Annotated in this window: 14 protein-coding genes and 1 pseudogene; 2 read left to right on the top strand and 13 right to left on the bottom strand. The window is 40.1% G+C overall.

Annotated elements, in window-relative coordinates; all coding sequences use genetic code 11:
• Positions 1-11 precede the first annotated feature (11 nt).
• Genes rbsC through QFZ28_RS24035 form a run of 5 tightly spaced genes read right to left on the bottom strand, consistent with a single transcriptional unit; the run spans position 12 to position 4,730 of the window.
• Positions 12-974, bottom strand: a complete 963-nt coding sequence (gene rbsC, locus QFZ28_RS24055; RefSeq protein WP_307197167.1) for a ribose ABC transporter permease RbsC — start codon at positions 972-974, stop codon at positions 12-14.
• Position 975: 1 nt separating this feature from the next.
• Positions 976-2,457, bottom strand: coding sequence for a sugar ABC transporter ATP-binding protein (locus QFZ28_RS24050; RefSeq protein ID WP_307197166.1), 1,482 nt, complete (start codon positions 2,455-2,457; stop codon positions 976-978).
• A gap of 18 nt (positions 2,458-2,475) precedes the next feature.
• The gene (gene rbsD / locus QFZ28_RS24045; protein ID WP_307197165.1) at positions 2,476-2,871 is read right to left on the bottom strand and encodes a D-ribose pyranase; all 396 of its coding nucleotides are present in this window, start codon (positions 2,869-2,871) and stop codon (positions 2,476-2,478) included.
• A 1-nt stretch (position 2,872) separates the two neighbouring features.
• Positions 2,873-3,751, bottom strand: a complete 879-nt coding sequence (gene rbsK / locus QFZ28_RS24040) for a ribokinase (RefSeq protein ID WP_307197164.1) — start codon at positions 3,749-3,751, stop codon at positions 2,873-2,875.
• Positions 3,744-4,730, bottom strand: a complete 987-nt coding sequence (locus tag QFZ28_RS24035) for a LacI family DNA-binding transcriptional regulator (protein ID WP_307197163.1) — start codon at positions 4,728-4,730, stop codon at positions 3,744-3,746. The genes rbsK and QFZ28_RS24035 overlap by 8 nt, the downstream gene beginning before the upstream one ends.
• A 324-nt stretch (positions 4,731-5,054) precedes the next feature.
• On the opposite strand from QFZ28_RS24035, the gene QFZ28_RS24030 reads away from it, so the two are divergent.
• Positions 5,055-5,828, top strand: coding sequence for a TerC family protein (locus QFZ28_RS24030; RefSeq protein WP_307197162.1), 774 nt, complete (start codon positions 5,055-5,057; stop codon positions 5,826-5,828).
• Positions 5,829-5,923: 95 nt separating this feature from the next.
• Here the strand turns inward: QFZ28_RS24030 and QFZ28_RS24025 are convergent, their stop codons facing one another.
• From QFZ28_RS24025 to rlmD, 5 genes and pseudogenes are all read right to left on the bottom strand, one after another.
• Entirely contained in the window at positions 5,924-6,586 is a 663-nt protein-coding gene (locus QFZ28_RS24025; RefSeq protein ID WP_307197161.1) for an acetate uptake transporter, read from the bottom strand.
• A 118-nt stretch (positions 6,587-6,704) separates the two neighbouring features.
• Positions 6,705-6,908: pseudogene (locus QFZ28_RS24020) on the bottom strand (hypothetical protein); the annotation flags it as partial.
• Between the two features lie 236 nt (positions 6,909-7,144).
• Positions 7,145-8,629: a glutamate synthase subunit beta gene (locus QFZ28_RS24015; protein ID WP_307197160.1), complete on the bottom strand. Its 1,485-nt coding sequence runs from the start codon at positions 8,627-8,629 to the stop codon at positions 7,145-7,147.
• A gap of 3 nt (positions 8,630-8,632) precedes the next feature.
• On the bottom strand, positions 8,633-13,228 hold the full coding sequence (gene gltB / locus QFZ28_RS24010; protein ID WP_307197159.1) for a glutamate synthase large subunit: 4,596 nt from the start codon (positions 13,226-13,228) through the stop codon (positions 8,633-8,635).
• Between the two features lie 300 nt (positions 13,229-13,528).
• On the bottom strand, positions 13,529-14,902 hold the full coding sequence (gene rlmD, locus QFZ28_RS24005; RefSeq protein WP_307197158.1) for a 23S rRNA (uracil(1939)-C(5))-methyltransferase RlmD: 1,374 nt from the start codon (positions 14,900-14,902) through the stop codon (positions 13,529-13,531).
• Between the two features lie 176 nt (positions 14,903-15,078).
• On the opposite strand from rlmD, the gene QFZ28_RS24000 reads away from it, so the two are divergent.
• A complete protein-coding gene (locus QFZ28_RS24000; protein ID WP_307197157.1) occupies positions 15,079-15,414 on the top strand; it encodes a hypothetical protein in 336 nt (111 codons plus the stop codon).
• A 315-nt stretch (positions 15,415-15,729) separates the two neighbouring features.
• On the opposite strand, the gene QFZ28_RS23995 is transcribed toward QFZ28_RS24000, so the two are convergent.
• The 3 genes from QFZ28_RS23995 to QFZ28_RS23985 all read right to left on the bottom strand — a co-directional run bounded on the left by QFZ28_RS23995 (position 15,730) and on the right by QFZ28_RS23985 (position 18,852).
• Positions 15,730-17,196: a nicotinate phosphoribosyltransferase gene (locus QFZ28_RS23995; RefSeq protein ID WP_307197156.1), complete on the bottom strand. Its 1,467-nt coding sequence runs from the start codon at positions 17,194-17,196 to the stop codon at positions 15,730-15,732.
• A gap of 59 nt (positions 17,197-17,255) precedes the next feature.
• The gene (locus QFZ28_RS23990) at positions 17,256-17,807 is read right to left on the bottom strand and encodes a cysteine hydrolase family protein (RefSeq protein ID WP_307197155.1); all 552 of its coding nucleotides are present in this window, start codon (positions 17,805-17,807) and stop codon (positions 17,256-17,258) included.
• A gap of 103 nt (positions 17,808-17,910) precedes the next feature.
• Positions 17,911-18,852: a diacylglycerol kinase gene (locus tag QFZ28_RS23985; protein WP_307197154.1), complete on the bottom strand. Its 942-nt coding sequence runs from the start codon at positions 18,850-18,852 to the stop codon at positions 17,911-17,913.
• Positions 18,853-18,985: the final 133 nt, after the last annotated feature.

Below are 18,985 nucleotides of genomic sequence, written 5' to 3'. Positions count from 1 at the left end.
CTCTCCTTATGCTACTTTTTACGGTCAAGTAATACTGCAATTAAAATAACAATCCCCTTAACTACCATTTGATAGAAAGATGATACTCCAAGAAGATTTAATCCATTATTTAAGGTACCGATAATTAAAGCACCGATCAGTGTACCAAAAATTCTTCCTTTTCCTCCTGATAGGCTTGTCCCTCCTAATACAACTGCCGCAATCGCATCAAGTTCATATGAAGTACCAGCAGTCGGCTGTGCTGAATTTAATCGAGATGTTAAGATTGCACCCGCCAGCGCTGCAAGCATACCTGAAAGACTATAAATCATAACTTTAACTTTAGGCACTTTAATCCCTGAAATTAATGCTGCTTTTTCATTACCACCGATTGCATATGTTTTACGACCGAATGGAGTTTTATGAAGAATAATAAATAAAATCACAAATGTAAGAATCATCGTTATCGCTGGTACAGGTATTCCTAGAAAATAGCCTCGGCCAAATAACTGAAACAGATAATTATCCCCAAGACCAGTAATCGGATTTCCCCCAGTATAAACAAGAGTTAGTCCTCTGAAGATCGTCATTGTTGCTAGAGTTGCGATAAACGGAGCCATTTTCCCCTTGGTAATGAGCAATCCGTTTACCGTTCCCATTAAGCCCCCTAGAATACATCCAATTAGTATCGCAAGAATCGGGTCAATGCCCGATACCATCATCCCTGCTGTCAAAGCGCTCGATAAAGCAAGAATAGCCCCGACAGATAAATCAATTCCCCCTGTTAAAATAACAAACGTCATACCAAACGCAATTAGTGCATTAATAGCCACTTGTCTTAATAAATTTAATATATTTAAAGGTTCGAGAAAACTGGGATTTAATATTGATACAATCACAACTAATATAATCAAACCAAGTAACGGTCCTAGTTTTTGAGTGATGGCATTCATCATATTCGTCTTAGGTTTTGTCACTGCATTAATAGAATTCATCCTACTGACCTCCTGTTGCCAATGTCATAATTTTTTCTTGGGTGGCATTTTCTCTCATTAATTCACCATTTATTTTTCCTTCATGAACAACTAGGATTCGATCACTCATCCCAAGGACCTCAGGCAATTCTGAAGATACCATGATGATCGCTACACCCCGATCTGTTAATTCATTCATTAGTTGATAAATCTCTCTTTTCGCACCAACATCGACTCCTCGAGTTGGTTCATCTAAAATAAGTAATTTTGGCCCTATTCCGACCCACTTTGCAATGACCACTTTTTGCTGATTTCCCCCTGATAGCTTTCCAACTGCAATATCTGGGGACTCTGTTTTTACAGTCAAGCGTTTGATTAGCATATTAACAAAGTCTGTCTCACTTTTTTCATTGATGATCCCTTTTGGAGCGAAGCTATAGAGGGTTGGCAATACCATATTATCTCTAATAGAGAAATCTAGAATTAATCCCTCATCTTTTCGATCTTCTGTAATGAATCCGATTCCTGCCTTGACAGCCTGATCAGGTGTTTTAATCGTTACTTTCTCGCCTTTCAGCCAAATTTCACCGCTATCAATTTCATCCAAGCCATAAATTGCCCTCATTATTTCTGTTCGGCCAGCTCCCATCAAGCCGGAAACCCCGACTATTTCTCCAGCACGAACCGAAAAATTCACATCTTTAAAATGTCCCTTTTTTGTTAAACCCTTTACCTGAAGAACGGTTTCACCAGGGGTAGGATTACGTTTAGGAAATCGATCGGTTAATTCCCTGCCAACCATTTTCCTGACGACCTCATCAAAATTTGTATCTGGAATCGCCTTCGTGTCAACGGTTTTTCCATCACGCATGACGGTAATCCTGTCACAGATAGAGAAAATTTCCTCCATTCGGTGAGAAATATATACAATCGATACTCCTGCCATTTTTAATGAAGAAATAACATCAAAAAGTTTGCTGATTTCCCTTTCTGTCAATGCAGCAGTAGGCTCATCCATAATAATCACTTTTGCTTCTGTCATTAAAGCTTTAGCAATCTCAATCATTTGCTGCTCCCCAACAGAACAACTTCCTGCCTCTTTATCTAACGGAATGGATACTGCTAATCTATCAAACTGTTTCTTTGCCAACGCTTTCATTTCATTTATTTTTAAAAGTCCGAAAGAATTCTTTAATTCCTTGCCAATAAATAAGTTTTCCAGAACAGTCATATCAGGCCAAATATTTAACTCCTGATGAATAAAAGTGATTCCACTTTGCTCCGCTTCCTTTGGGTTCTTAAAATAGGTCTCTTCCCCATCAATTGTGATGACACCTGAATCACGAGCATGCATACCTGTAAGTACGTTCATCATCGTTGATTTTCCTGCGCCATTTTCCCCCATTAGGGCATGTACTTCTCCATCTAATAAATCAAAATCAACGCCTGTTAAAACTTGATTCGTTCCAAATGCTTTATGAATGTTTTCCATCGTAATCCGCATGTTTAACACCTCATCTTTTTAGAAAAATACTCCAGATTGTAAAATACAGTTTGCATATGGTGTAATTTCACCCGTACGAATTACTGCTTTAGCTTGTTTTGTTAATTGTTTAAACTCCTCATGGGAAACATACTCTATTTCCGTATCAGCAAATTTATCATTTAAATAGTAAGCATGTTCGGGATTTCTTCCTTCTATTTCAGAGGCTATTATCACTTTTTCGATAACCATATCCTCTTCAATCGCATTCACTACATCTATAAACGAAGGCATGCCTGATTTGACTGCTAGATCGATCTTTTTAACACCCTCAGGAATGGGCAGCCCAGCATCCGCTATCACAATATAATCAGTATGACCAAGATCAGCTAATACCTTTGATATGTGGCTGTTTAAAATTCCATTACGTTTCATTTTATAAACTCCCTTCTACTTCTTCTCTTGTTGGCATACCACCCTGTGCACCAAATTTTGTTACTGACAATGATGCAGCCCGATTAGCAAAACGAATACTCTCTTTTATACTTTTGCCTTCCGCAACCGCAACAGCAAATGCTGCATTAAAGGTATCGCCTGCACCTGTTGTATCCACCGCATTAACAACATAAGCCGGGACAAGCACCTCATTCTCGCCATCATAATAGCGGACTCCGTTTTTACCCTCTGTAACTAATAATTTATTAGGATACTCTTTTAACGCTTCATGAATGTCCCTGTTCTCAAAAAGAACAGAAGCTTCCCATTCATTTGGTGTAATATACGTGGCCTTTTCAATCACATTTTTACTTATTGTTCTTGCGGGTGCAGGATTCAGTAATAAAGGCACATTATTTGCAAAGCAAATTTCAGTTACATATTCTACTGTTTCCTCAGGAATCTCTTGCTGGATTAGTACAATATCCGATTCACGTATTACATCCAGAGCCTTTTCAACAAAATCAGGAGTGACATAATTATTAGCACCTTTAACTACAATAATGCTGTTATCACCATCTGCAAGGGTAATATGTGCTGTTCCTGTTTCAGAATGTGTAACCGGTTTCACATTGGTTGTAAAAACTCCATTGGAGATGAAGTTTTTAATTATTTCTTCACCAAACACATCGTCTCCTACGCATCCCACCATATACACTTCAGCACCAAGCCTGGCGGCTGCGACAGCCTGGTTCGCACCTTTGCCGCCAGGGACTGTCTTAAAGCTTTCCCCTATAATCGTTTCTCCTTTATTTGGCCGTTTTGAAGCGGTTACAACCAAATCCATAGAAGAACTCCCGATAATCGTCATTTTAACCATTTTTCTCCACCTTTCTTGTCGTTTGCCTTTCAATAAAGGTAACAGGCATTTGAATATAATTTTGCTCTAACGGTTTTTTATTAATAATGTTCATTAATAATTTCCCTGCTTCTCTTCCCATGTCATAGGCTGGCTGCCTAATGGTAGAAAGTGGCGGGAACAGCAGTTTGCTAAGCGGTATATCATCATATCCGATTATTTGTAAGTCATCCGGAATTGATCGCCCTATTCGCAGCGCCTCATGCAATATGGCTGCTGCACTGAGATCGTTGCTGGCAATGATCCCATCTGTTTCAGGAAATCTCTCAAATAAGGTTTTAGCCATTTTTTCTGCGTCGTGAAAACTAAACGATGACGTAATCACCTGAAAGTCCACATTAGCATTACACAATTCATCCACTGCACCTTTGAATCTGTCTTGTGCTGTCCTTACTTCGATAGGTCCTCTAAGTAAAGCAATTCGCTTACTTCCCCTTTTAATCATTTCTTGTGCAGCTATTTTCCCTCCATCCAATCCGTCTGAATAAACTGAAGGATGACTATTAGTTGTTCGATCAAGGAAAACAACCGGAATGGATAAGTCTTCATATAGACTTGTTTCAGCTTGATTTGTTGCTGAAATGATGCCTATTACATTATTTTGTTTAAACGTTTGTATATAATCTATTTCTTTCTTAGGTTTTTCATCGGCATTTCCGATAATCAAGTGGATGCCTTGCGCTTGCATTTCATCCTCTACTCCACGAGCTAGCTCAGGAAAGAAAGGATTTCGAATATCCGGCAGCAATAATCCTATTAATCGTGATGTTTTCTTATAAAGAGATCTTGCCACTTCATTTGGTTTGTAGTTTAATTCTTTAATTGCCTCGTTCACTAGCCTTCTGGTATCTTCATGTGCATAACCTTTATTGTTTAATACTCTTGAAACGGTTGCCACAGATACTCCAGCCTTTTTTGCAACATCACGTATAGTAGCCATTGATTAATTCACCTCATATGTGTAACCGGTTACATGTATAGTAACATAGTATTTTTTTGTTTGCAATAAAAAAGGTGAAGAAAGAAAAATTGTTCCTTTCTTCACCTTTTTATAATTCTCTCCATTTCTTCATCCTGCATTCTACTTTGCAATTTCCATATATTATTTATGTATTCTCAAAAGAAGTTGCTGTCACTCAAAAAATTCATAATATTTTAAGATAGCCAATAAGTAGTTATGTAATGATTTTTTCTGTAGGTTTTTGGGGAAATCTAGAGTTAGTGATACTTTTTTCATGATTTTTTAAAGAAAGGAGAAAAAAGAATGGAATCAATATGGCTGGAGTATGCTTGGGCATTGTTAATTCTAATAGGATTGGAAGGATTGTTATCGGCTGATAACGCCCTTGTACTAGCGGTAATAGCCAAGCATTTACCCGAAGACCAGAAAAAAAAGGCGATTAATTACGGCATTATTATGGCATTCGTCTTCCGGTTTGCTGCACTTTTTGTCATTTCTTTTATCGCTAACGTCTGGCAGATACAGGCGATTGGAGCGGCTTATCTTCTTTACCTGGGATTAAAGCATGTCATACAGGCAAAGTTCGGAAAAGCTAATAAGAATATCCATAAAGACGATGAAAAGGAAGCAAGAGGAAAAGGTTTTTATCCAACGGTAGGGAAGATTGCCTTAGCTGACCTCGCATTTGCAGTTGACTCGATTCTCGCTGCGGTTGCTCTTGCCCTTGGTCTCCCGGATTCACCGCTTGGCGATTTCGGAGGCATGGATGGAGGACAGTTTATCGTTGTTTTACTAGGTGGTATTGCCGGACTCGTTTTGATAAAGTTTGCAGCAACCTGGTTTGTGCAGCTTCTTGAAAAACGTCCAGCTTTGGAAACAACAGCATATGCCATTGTTGCCTGGGTTGGTGTAAAACTAGCTGTCATTACCCTTGCGCATGAGGATATTGGTATCTTAGATCATGATTTTCCTCATGGTACCACTTGGACAATCATCTTTTATGGGGTATTAGTCGGTATTGCCCTAATCGGTTGGTTTGCACCTCGAAACAAGCCGTTAAAAGAAGCTAGGTCTTAAAGATAAACAATTGAAAAATGATAAAAGGACAGTACCTGTTTTTCATGGGTACTGTCCTTTTTTCATATGGTTAGTTGCCTCCGATGTAATGGTGTTTACCCAATTTTGAGACGTTTTTCTGTTCTCATTTCTTTTTGATTTTGTTTTGTAAATATCCCAAATGGTTTACCTACTGGTAAAACAACTTGCCCAAAGTGTGTATTTAAAACAGCTGCAGCAGAACCATAAAATGATAATAAAGCAATGAGCAATTCAGAGATTGCTGCGAGCATATGTGAAAATTTATACATAATATCAAATGAACTTAGGGACAATCCGATAAATAAGAAATCAATTAGCACAAAAATAAAAAACAGTACTTTATGGGTTTCCATTGCACCGATCGTCATAAATAAGCTAAAGATTAGATAACCGACGAATGCAACACCTAGCTGTTTCGCATCCGCGTTAGCAAGGACCTTTTCACCTAAAGCACCTATTTGAATCAACCATGTTGTTCCGACACCAAGCCAAAATAATCCAAATGCTCCAAATGCCGTTGTTCCAAATACATTATTCTTTTTTGAATCTAGGAAGCTTGCAATTAATTGTGCAAAACCACCTAAATAGAAAGCCCATGGAAGGATTAAAGCAGTGCCTTCTGTAAGACCTAACTTTTGTGATGATGCTACAAGTGTAACCATTGCTAAACCAAACAGCCCAAGTGCAGATGGATCAGCCGTAATAATTTTTACTGAGGTGTGATTTTGATTATTCAATGATGTATAATTCCTCCTTAGTAATATGCCTTCCTAAAGATACAGAAAATCGTCTTTTTTGTCTATATTAAAATGTATTATTTACGACCCGCAGTTTTGGTAAAAATTCCAATTTCTCGCTTTTGTGAGGCATGGACAGCATCGCACGAATATGGTCAATTTTCAACATTCCCATAGGTTCTCTTGCCTCTTCCATTGTCACTTCAATACCAGCATTTTTAAAAATATCAATAAACACGTTTACTGGTGCAAAGCAGCCAAAATCAACTGCTGTACCCGCACTTATTGAAAAGGAATGGTTGGAAAAAGTGCCGGGAGCCATTTCAAGAAAATATTAAGTTAAACACACTACATAAAAACCGGGCCCGGTCCTTTTGGTTTAGCGAATACCAACTACCTTTTCACTCCAAAAATTGAATAAATGCAGCAGGTATCCCTTACTTGGGTCCTGCTGCCTCTTTTATAACTATCTGCGAGACGCACTCAACGTGTGTAGAGTGTGACTACTATTAAGATAATGCCTGGGTAGACATTTTAGTTCTAATTACATGTACTATTCTAAGGTAAATTTGTTTTATCCATTAAATATCGATCACACTCCCTAGCAGCACCTCTTCCTTCATTTATAGCCCAAACGATAAGACTTTGACCACGACGCATATCACCTGCAGCAAAAACCCCTTCGATATTTGTTTTATATTTTCCATACTCAGCCTTTACATTTGAACGATTATCAGTCTCGACGTTCATTTTTTGAAGTAAATCCTGCTCTGGACCACTAAATCCAATCGCAAGTAATACTAACTGAGCGGGCCAGATTTTTTCTGTACCAGGGATTTCTTTTCGAATTCTCTGTCCGTTTTCATCGGTTGTGGTTTCAACGTTAATGGTATGAATTTCTTTGACATACCCATTTTCATCCCCCACAAACCTTTTCGTCATCACCGCATAGGCTCGAGGATCATCACCGAACGTGGCTGCGGCTTCTTTTTGGCCATACTCCACTTGATGGATAACGGGCCATTGCGGCCATGGATTATCATCTTCCCGAATTTCGCCCTTTTTCTGATAAATATCAAATTGTGTTAAGCTTTTGCATTTATGACGTACAGAAGTAGCTAAACAATCTACACCTGTATCCCCACCGCCAATGACAACCACATCTTTGTCTTTTGCGGATATATACTCACCGTTCTCAAGGTTGGAATCCAATAAACTTTTTGTATTGGCATGAAGAAAATCCATGGCAAAATAGATTCCTTTTAGCTCTCTTCCTTCTACTTGTATATCACGATGTTTTGTTGCACCGCCGCATAGAACAATCGCATCAAATTCCGATTGTAACTTAGTAATGGGATAGTCCTTGCCCACGTCTGTATTTGTTACGAAGGTAATCCCCTCTTCTTTAAGAATATTGACCCTTCTCTCAACAACAGAATAAGGAAGCTTCATTTCAGGTATCCCATACGTTAAGAGACCCCCAACACGATCATGACGCTCAAAAACAGTGACACGGTGTCCAGCTTTATTAAGTTGGGCTGCACAAGCCAATCCGGCTGGACCCGAACCAACAACTGAAACCTTTTTATCCGTCCGGTTCTTTGGAGGCTCCGGTTTCACCCGACCTTCCTTAAAGCCTCGATTAATGATTTCCAGCTCGATTGTCCTTATGGCAACCGGTGACTCATTAATTCCAAGGACACAAGCTCCTTCACACGGGGCCGGACAAGCTAGTCCGGTGAATTCTGGAAAGTTATTCATTTTATGCTCTCGCTTCAGGGCTTCCTCCCATTGGCCTTGGTAAACTAAATCATTCCACTCCGGTATAAGGTGATGTACGGGACAACCTGAAGTCATCCCGTTTATCATAATACCCGTATGACAAGTTGGAATCCCGCAATCCATGCAACGAGCACCTTGTTCTTTTAATTCATGTTCTTCAAGAGGTAACGTATAAACATCCCAATCATCCGTTCGTGTCTTAGGGTCACGTTCGTGCCTTGATTGGCGTTCGTAGTCCATAAAACCAGTTGGTTTTCCCATCGCTCACCCTCCCTCTTTTATCGCTTTCACTGCTTTTTGGCTTTCTTCAAATGCTCGGAGTGCTGCTTGATGTTCACTTAACCCTTCCTCTAGCAGTCGCTTTATACGCTCTTTCATTTCCAAATAGTCCTTCGGAATGACTCTGACAAATTTCTTGCTCATGTCTGCCCAGCTATTTAACACTTTCTCCCCAAGAGGACTATGCGTATATTGAACATGCTTTTCAATCATTTGGTGGACAAGTTGGAGTTCTGACTCATCTTGAATGGGGTCGAGATAAACTTGAGCCTGATTACATCTGACTCGAAAATCGTTTGTTATATCCAAGACATACGCAACACCACCCGACATACCGGCTGCGAAGTTTTTCCCTGTTTCCCCCAGTACAATCACTGTTCCACCTGTCATGTATTCACAACCATGGTCGCCCACACCTTCTACGACCACATTTGCTCCGCTATTCCTCACACAAAAGCGCTCTCCGGCAATTCCGCTGATATAGGCTTCTCCTGCCGTTGCCCCGTAAAAGGCAACGTTTCCGACAATGATATTATTTTCCCAGGTAAAGGTAGCCCTCCGAGAAGGGCGAACAATAATTTTCCCCCCCGATAAACCTTTACCGATAAAATCATTAGCATCTCCTACTAGTCTCATCGTTAATCCGGGTGGAATAAAGGCAGCAAAGCTTTGTCCGGCAGAGCCTGTAAAAGTTAGGTGAATCGTATCCTCAGGCAGCCCCTTGGCACCATACCGTTTTGTTATTTCACTCCCTAACATGGTCCCCGCGACTCGGTTAATGTTCCGTATCGACAAAGTCGCCTTAATAGGTTCCTGGTCTTCAAGCGCTTCTTTACATAAAGGGATCAACTCTTGTTTGTCCATTGTTTTATCAAGTCCATGAACCTGTTCAACCGTGGCATAACGGCTAGTATTTTTCGGAACTTCAGGCTGATAGAGAAGAGCAGAAAAATCTACCCCTTTTGCTTTCCAATGGTTAATAGCTTGATTTGTCTCTAAAACATCAGTCCTTCCAATCATTTCATTGACCGTACGGAATCCGAGTTCGGCCATAAGCTCTCTTACTTCCAAGGCGATGAATCTCATAAAGTTGATTACATGCTCCGGTTCACCCGTAAATTTTTTCCGTAACTCGGGGTTTTGTGTGGCAACGCCTACCGGACAAGTATCGAGGTGGCATACCCGCATGATGATACATCCTAATACAACTAACGGTGCCGTTGAAAATCCATATTCCTCTGCCCCAAGTAAGGCAGCAATTACAACATCCCGGCCCGTCATCAATTTCCCATCCGTTTCCACGACGATTCGATCACGAAGACGATTTAACAGCAATGTTTGATGTGTTTCGGCTAAGCCCAGTTCCCACGGCAATCCTGCATGCTTTAAGCTTGTCCTTGGCGCAGCCCCCGTTCCGCCGTCATATCCACTAATCAGAACAACATCGGCTCTTCCTTTGGCAACACCTGCTGCAATGGTTCCGACACCGGCTTCCGATACAAGCTTGACACTAATTCTGGCGGATGGATTTGCATTTTTTAAGTTATGAATTAATTCCGCTAAGTCTTCAATGGAATAAATATCATGGTGGGGCGGCGGAGAAATCAATCCTACGCCAGTTGTTGAGCCCCTAACCTCGGCAATCCATGGATATACTTTTTTTCCGGGAAGATGTCCCCCTTCTCCCGGCTTGGCACCTTGGGCAACCTTAATTTGGATTTCATCAGCATTTACAAGATAATGACTGGTCACTCCGAATCGGCCTGATGCTACTTGTTTAATCGCACTGCGCCTCAATTGCCCATTTGGATCCGGTGTAAATCTTGCCGGGTCCTCTCCACCTTCTCCTGAGTTGCTTCTTGCCCCAATTTTGTTCATGGCAATGGCAAGTGATTCGTGGGCTTCACGACTAATAGAACCGTATGACATCGCTCCCGTTTTAAACCTCTTACAAATTTCTTCAACAGACTCTACCTCGTCCAACGGTATAGGTTCCCGTTTTTTAAAAGCCAACATGCCGCGAATGGATTGAAGATTGTCGCTAGGGTCTGTCAATAATGCTGAATACTCTTTAAAAAGTTTATAATTATTCGTTCGGCATGCATGCTGTAATAGATGAATGGTCCGAGGGTTGTATTGGTGATCTTCTCCGTCATGGCGCCACTGAAAATCATCACCTGAATCCAATGTCCTCTCCACGCCTCTTGTCGGATCAAATGCTCGTTTATGCCTCATCATCACTTCTTCGGCAATGATATCCAACCCAATACCCTCTATTCTTGAAGACGTTTCAGTAAAATATTTCTCGATTACGCCTTGATCAATCCCGATTGCCTCAAATATTTGTGCCCCAATATAACTTTGAATTGTTGATATCCCCATTTTCGATAACACCTTAACGATTCCATCGGTTGCTGTCAAAATGTATGTGTTAATAGCCTTGTCGACTTCTGTTTCGCGTATATCACCGATTTCAATCAAACCCCTTAGTGACTCAAAGGCTAAATAAGGATTGATCGCTTCCGCCCCGAAACCAAGTAATGCTGCCAAATGATGGACCTCTCTTGGTTCCGCCGATTCAACAATGATGCTTACCTTTGATCGTGTTCCTTTTCGAATTAGGTGATGATGCAATCCCGAGACTGCGAGCAGAGCTGGCAACGCGGCATATTCGGCATCGACTCCGCGATCAGATAAAACCAGTAAAGAAATACCATTGTCGATGGCGGTGTCAGCTTTTAAAAATAAGCTATTTAAAATTTTTTCAAAATCGGGTGTAGCTGTTTCAACAGGAAACAGGATGGATAGTGTTTTCGTTTTAAAGCTTGAATAGTGAAGTTTTTCTAACTGATTATTCGTCAAAATCGGTGTCTGAAGCTGAATTTGTTGACAACTTTCAGGCTCAGGTTTAATTATGTTTTTCTGTGGTCCAATTGTTGTTAAAACGGAAGTAATAATCTTCTCCCGAATGGCATCAATCGGCGGATTGGTTACCTGGGCAAAAAGCTGTTTGAAATAGTTATATAGCAACTGTGGTCTTTTTGATAAAACAGCAAGGGGAGAATCGTACCCCATCGAACCAATGGGATCATGCTTATCTGTAACCATCGGCTTCAAAATTTTATTGAGGTCTTCGTTTGTATACCCAAATGCAAGTTGCTGTTTGAGTCGTTCATCTGTATTAATAACTTGTTGATGACTGTCCGTTTCAGGCAGATCATCAATATGAACTAAATGTTCTGCTAACCAATCTTTATATGGATACTCTGAGGCGATTTGCATTTTAATATCTTCATCCGGAATAATTTTGCCCTTTTCCAAATCAACAAGGAGCATTTTCCCTGGGAGAAGTCTGCCTTTATATTCAATATCCTCAACAAAAATATCCAATGCACCTACCTCAGAACCCAAAACAATCATACCGTCTTTTGTTATATAATAACGGGCAGGGCGCAGCCCATTCCGGTCAAGACATGCCCCGATTTGTTTTCCATTCGTAAATACAACAGCAGCAGGACCATCCCATGGCTCCATTAAACAGCTATGAAATTGATAGAATGCCTTCTTAGCTTCATCCATTTTTTCATCATGTGCCCATGGCTCAGGAATCATCATCATCGCTGTATGCGCAAGTGAACGTCCTGAAAGATGCAGAAATTCAAAACAATTATCAAACATGGAAGAATCACTGCCATCCGTATCGATGACCGGAAATAACTTTTGATAATCCTTGTCTCCAAATAACTTAGATTCACAAAGAGCCTCTCTAGCCTGCATCCATTTAACATTTCCTTTAATCGTATTAAATTCTCCATTATGGATCGTAAACCGGTTTGGATGAGCTCTTTCCCAGCTAGGAAATGTGTTTGTACTAAATCGCGAATGAACAAGGGCTAGTGCAGACTTAAAATCACGATGATTTAAGTCAACATAAAAGGAATCCAGCTGTTCAGGAATTAACATGCCTTTATAGACAATGGTTCTTGAGGATAAACTGCAAACATACATCCCTTCTTGATGTTCCTTATCTGAAGGGCACACTTCTTTTTCTAACCGTTTACGGATCAAATATAATTTTCTATCGAAATCATTTTGATCATGTGGATTAAGAGAAGAAGCAATAAACATTTGACGGATAAACGGCTTTGATTTTTTGGCCATGTCACCAACAAAAGAATCATTAACCGGAACAGTCCTCCAACCTAGAAAGACCTGCCCTTCCTCTTTAATGACGTTTTCAATTTGTTTTTGAGTTTTTTTTCTAACTTCTGGATCCTGTGGTAAAAAGATCATACCAATCCCATATTTCCCCGCTTCAGGGAGTTCAATATTTTCTTTTTCGCATTGTTTCTCAAAAAATGAATGGGGAATTTGGGTAAGAATCCCTGCTCCATCCCCGGTACTCGTGTCTGCTGATTGTCCGCCCCTGTGTTCCAAATTACATAAAATCGTTATAGCATATTCAACAATATCGTGCGACTTTTTCCCATTTATATTAGCGACCATTCCAATTCCACAAGCTTCATGTTCATATTCAGGGTGATACAAACCTTGCGGACCAGGATACCCAGGATTTTTCATGACAACATCCCTTCTTAAAGAACTTGTATTTCTATGTTCAAGCAGCCTTGTTATGCACAACTTTTACTAGGTATATATTTCTTCATACAAAAATAATGTATACATTCCATTTCTATTTATCCTATTGCAATAAAAAATCCATAGCTGTCAAAACCGATATATTCAAGCTACTTACACAAAAATAACTCGTTTATAAATGTGAAGAACCTTGTTGAACCTACAGCAATACTGTTACGCCCAATAATAATAAAAAGAGCCTTTTTAGAAGGAAAGGCTCTTTACTCACTGTTGCATCTCATATTAATCTTTTCTTACAAGTAGTGAACAGCACTCCACATGTGTGGTCTGTGGAAACATATCTACTGGTTGAACTTCCACGGTTTTATAACCACCGTCTTCTAGGATTCGTAAATCACGTGCAAGTGTGGCTGGGTTACAAGAAACATAAACCACCTTTTTTGGTTTCATTTCGATAATGGTTTGTAAAAAGGTTTCATCACAGCCCTTGCGCGGTGGGTCTACAACCAGCACATCAGCAGAATTTCCTTCTTTATACCACTTCGGAATTACAACCTCTGCTTCGCCGGCTTCAAACTCTACATTGGCCATACCATTTAACTGTGCATTCCGTTTTGCATCTTCAATTGCTTCTGGAACGACTTCTACACCGAAAACCTTCTTGGCCTTTTGTGCTAAAAACAGTGATATCGTTCCAATCCCACAATAGGCGTCGATTACGGACTCTTCCCCGCTTAGCCCTGCATATTCAAGTGCCTTATCATAAAGTACCTTCGTTTGAACAGGATTTACCTGATAAAAAGAAAGAGCAGATATCGCAAACTTCACGTCACCTATTAAGTCATAAATCACTTCATTGCCCCAAAGGACGGTTGTTTTTTCGCCAAGGATTACATTTGTCCGTTTTGAGTTAACGTTATGTACAATCGATTTTACCTTCGGAAGGCCGGAGATAATTTCCTCAACTAATTTGTCCTTGTTTGGAATATCATTCGTTCTGGTAATCAGCACAACCATCAGCTCACCTGTTTGCTGTCCATAACGAGCCATGATGTGGCGTAGAACACCTTTATGTGACTCTTCTTGATAAGCTGAAATCCCTAACCCGCTACAAATTTCTTTTACAGCTTGAACTGCCTCATTAATTTCCGGCAGCTGGATCAGACTTTCATCGGTATCAACGATTTCATGACTTCTAGGCTTGAAAAAACCAGCAATCAACTTACCATCTTTTTCACCGACTGGCACCTGTGCTTTATTCCGGTAATGCCATGGGTTGTCCATCCCTAGAATGGGGTGTACGATTACATCCTCTAGTTTTCCAATCCGGGTCAGCACCTGTCGTACTTGATTTTCCTTATATTTCAGCTGTCCTTCATAGCTGATGTGCTCAAGCTGACAGCCGCCATACTTGTGAATTTCACTGCTTGGAACTTCTACGCGATATGGGCTTTTTTCATAAATTTCAATCAAACGTCCAAATCCGTAGCCTTTGTTTACTTTGATTACTTTAACCTGTGCCTTTTCACCGGGCAGACCGTTTGGAATGAACAACGGAAAACCTTCCACCTTTGCGACCCCTGCACCATCATGAGTTAAATCCTCAAATACAACATCTATATAATCATTCTTTTTAACCGGTATCGTTTTTGTCATATTTTACTTCCTTTACTCCGATTTGACTAGCAAGATTGTATCATAAACCTAGTCTAATTGCGAAATCAGCCATAATTTGATTGTATACGATTTACTATTTGCGTAAAATGTCGGAGCATTTTAATTTAACAATTTAACTAATGTGTTTATAATGAAAACAATCCCATTAAAAGGAGGTGGTTACGATCAAGAAGTTAAATATTCTACCAATTGCTTTTCTCCTTACTTTCTTATCCTTCACTATTCTTCATCATTCCAATGTATTAACGCATACCCATCATGTCGATAAAGCAGTGCTGATGATTGATGGTTGGACTATGAAATCCCTAAGCGACGATGAAGAAAAGCATTTATTTCATTTTCACTTTGTGGGCGTCCTTGTTTTAATTTCATTAATCGTAGTCATCCTTCACAAAACCTTTTCTAGAATACACAATAGGATATTCATTTTCCTTACTCCTGTTTTCCATCAAGCGAACTATGTGATCTACTCCCATGCATTGTTAAGGTAAAACTTACAAAAAGGGAGGAAAATTAAATGTGGATTCGCTTCTTAATGATTGGTGTATTTTCATTAACAGCAGCAGGAATGCTTACGTATCAAGGCATAGAAATTTACCATGCTTTCATGGATTTCTTTAAGAATAAATATTAAGGTTTAATCCCGCGGGTTTTAGAAATAATCCCGCGGGATTTCTTATTTATTCCGCGTGAAATGGAAATAATTCCGCGAACTTTAGACATATTCCCCTGCCTTTCCACAATAATCCTGCGAAACCTATTTTTCCGTACAAAAAAACACCCAAAACTGGGTGCCTTACACTTACCTATTCTGCCTTCATTTCAGCAACTTTTTGTTTTACTTCTTCAATATTCCTCATTTTGTTATCCCAGCATTTTTGGCTAAGGTCGACTGGATATTCCTCAGGATTCATTGTACGTTTATACTCATCCCATAGGGCAGCAAGATTTTGCTTTACATATTCACGGGATTCTTCTAGACATGGCATTTCATAGACAAGCTCACCTTTAGAAAAAATCACTTCATGAAGCTCTTTTGCCGTAAAGTTTGTCACGATCTTATTCATAAAGGTATGCGTTGGGTGGAACATTCTCAGGCGCTTCTCCGGCAATTTTTCATCCTCTAGCGTAATGTAATCCCCTTCTGCATGGTTATTTTTATTATTAATAATACGGTAAATTTTCTTAATCCCAGGAGTCGTGACTTTTACCGGATTGGAAGAGATTTTAATCGTATCCTCCATATTGCCGTTCTCGCCTTCTATGGAAACAATCTTGTAGACAGCCCCTAGTGCGGCTTGTTCGTAAGCGGTAATTAGCTTAGTCCCAATTCCCCAGCTGTCAATTTTTGCATCCTGTGCTTTCAAGTTGAGAATCGTATATTCGTCGAGATCACTTGAAGCAAAGATTTTCGCATCCTTAAATCCTGCATCATCGAGCATTTTTCGTGCTTCCTTTGAAAGATAAGCAAGGTCACCGCTATCTAAACGGATTCCTATGAAATTAATAGAATCGCCCATCTCCTTGGCAACCTTAATCGCGTTCGGAACACCCAAACGGAGAGTATCATATGTATCAACCAAAAAGACACAATCCTTATGAGACTCAGCATATTTTTTGAATGCGATATATTCGTCTTTATAGGCTTGAACCATCGAGTGAGCATGTGTACCAGAAACAGGAATTTGGAATAATTTACCTGCGCGAACATTACTAGTTCCATCGAAGCCTGCTAGGTAAGCTGCTCTCGTACCCCAAATAGCGGCGTCCATTTCCTGAGCTCGGCGAGTACCGAATTCCATTGCAATTTCACTACCAAGAACCTGCTTAATCCTAGAAGCCTTTGTCGCAATTAATGTTTGATAATTAATGATGTTTAATAGTGCCGTTTCAATCAATTGAGCTTCACAAAGTGGGGCATCCACGCTTAATATCGGCTCATTTCCAAAGACAAGCTCGCCTTCTTTCATACAGCGGATGGTGCCTGTAAAGCGCAAGTCCCTTAAATATTCTAAAAAGTCATCCTGGTAGCCTACTTCATTTTTTAAATAGTCCAGATCATCTTCAGTAAAGCGGAACCCCTGGATAAACTGAATGACTTTTTCCAAACCGGCAAATACCGCATATCCATTCCCAAATGGAAGTTTACGGAAAAACAATTCGAATACTGCGCGTTTATTATATCTGCCGTCTCTCCAATACGTTTCTACCATATTGATCTGATATAGATCAGTATGTAGTGCAAAGCTATCATCCTGATAAATGTTTTTCATCCTAACCCTCCGAACAACCTACTTTTTCAACATATTAAATAATTTTACCATTATAAAATCTATTTAACCAGCGCTCCAAGTGATTGTTCAAAGTGCCCTAATGCCCATTCATGCCCCTTTTGATTAAAGGAAGCAACAGCCTCTTTATAAACTATGATTTTAAACCCCTTATTGTAGGCGTCTACAGCTGTGTGAAGAACGCAAATATCTGTACAAACTCCAACAAGGTGCAGCTCTGTAACTCCCCGTTCCCGCAGCTTAATTTCAAGGTCCGTGCCTGCGAAAGCAGAGTACCTTGTTTTATCCATGTAATGGACATTTTCTCGCTCTTTACTCACCTCATAAAGTGTTTGCAGCGAGCCAAACAAATCTCTTCCTGAAGTACCACGAAGATTATGCGGCGGGAATAGTTTTGTTTCTGGATGAAAAGAGTCCCCTTTATCATGAACATCAATAGCAAAGACGACATAATCATCGTTTTCGATAAACTCACGAGTTATCTGAACAATCCGCTCTTCAATGAGCCGCCCCGGTTCGCCACAGGTTAACGCTCCGGCATCAGCAACAAAGTCGTATGTATAATCAATATTAATAAGTGCCTTTTTTTCCATCCCACTGCCTCCTCTTTCTCACTTATCTTATTACTATTCTGCACCAAAAATCTTTTTTCCTCTAACAACAGAAAAAGCTCGCTCCACAATGGAACGAACCTTATCAGCTATATCTCTGTCCCGTTACCCAATCGGTTGGTTTATCGAGTGGACGAATGTCATCGAGTGGTACAAATACTTCTAAGTGCCTGTACAAATTAGCGAACTCTGCAGGCAGCAATCCGCCAAATTCACCGTCAAGATTTAATTGTACCTTTTCATTGGAATGTACTTTGATCCTGCTTGCTTTTGCATAAATAACATTCGGATCATTCACATGCTCACCACGGATGGCCAACGTTGCAACCCGAATAAACTCGGCCAAATTAATTTTTTTCAAGATAAGCAACGAAAATAGGCCATCATTAATCGATGAATCTGGAGCGATTTTTTCAAAGCCGCCGATTGAATTCGTCAGTCCCACAAGGAATAACATCGCTTCCCCTTCAAATAGCTTGCCATCATACTCGATACTAATATCTGACGCCTTAATGGAAGGGAGCATTTCCATCCCTTTTAGATAGTAAGCAAGCTGCCCAAGCATCGTCTTTAATTTGCTTGGAACTTCGTATGTAAGCTCTGTGATTCTTCCTCCGCCAGCAATATTAATAAAATAACGATCATTAATTCGGCCAATATCCACCGGAATTCGATCACCTTTTGTGATAATATCAACTGCTGCACCAATATCTCTTGGTATATGGAGAGCTCTCGCAAAATCATTTGTTGTACCTGATGGTATAATTCCTAATTTCGGCCGGAATTCCTGCTCCGCAAGACCGTTCACCACTTCATTTATGGTACCATCCCCTCCAGCAGCTATAACAACATCATACTGTCGTTCAACTGCTATTCGAGCGGCCGCCGTTGCATCACCTGAACCCGTCGTGGCGTGGCAAGAGGCCTCATATCCGGCAATCTCTAGTTTCTCTAGTATCTCTGCTAGATGGCGCTTAAGAATTTCCCGCCCTGAAGTAGGATTATATATTAATCGTGCTCGTTTCATCATTCATCATCCTATTTTATGAAATCAATAAATGGCATCTGATGGACCTCTTGTATATTCTACCAATTTGCCCCTTGGCTTACAATTATTAACCCAAGTAACAAATATTATTCTGTCCATAACTCTGCCGTCT

Source organism: Neobacillus niacini, assembly GCF_030817695.1.
Taxonomy (GTDB): domain Bacteria; phylum Bacillota; class Bacilli; order Bacillales; family Cytobacillaceae; genus Neobacillus; species Neobacillus niacini_F.
The sequence above is the reverse complement of the archived record's forward strand: the minus strand, read 5'-3'. Positions and strand labels throughout refer to the sequence as shown.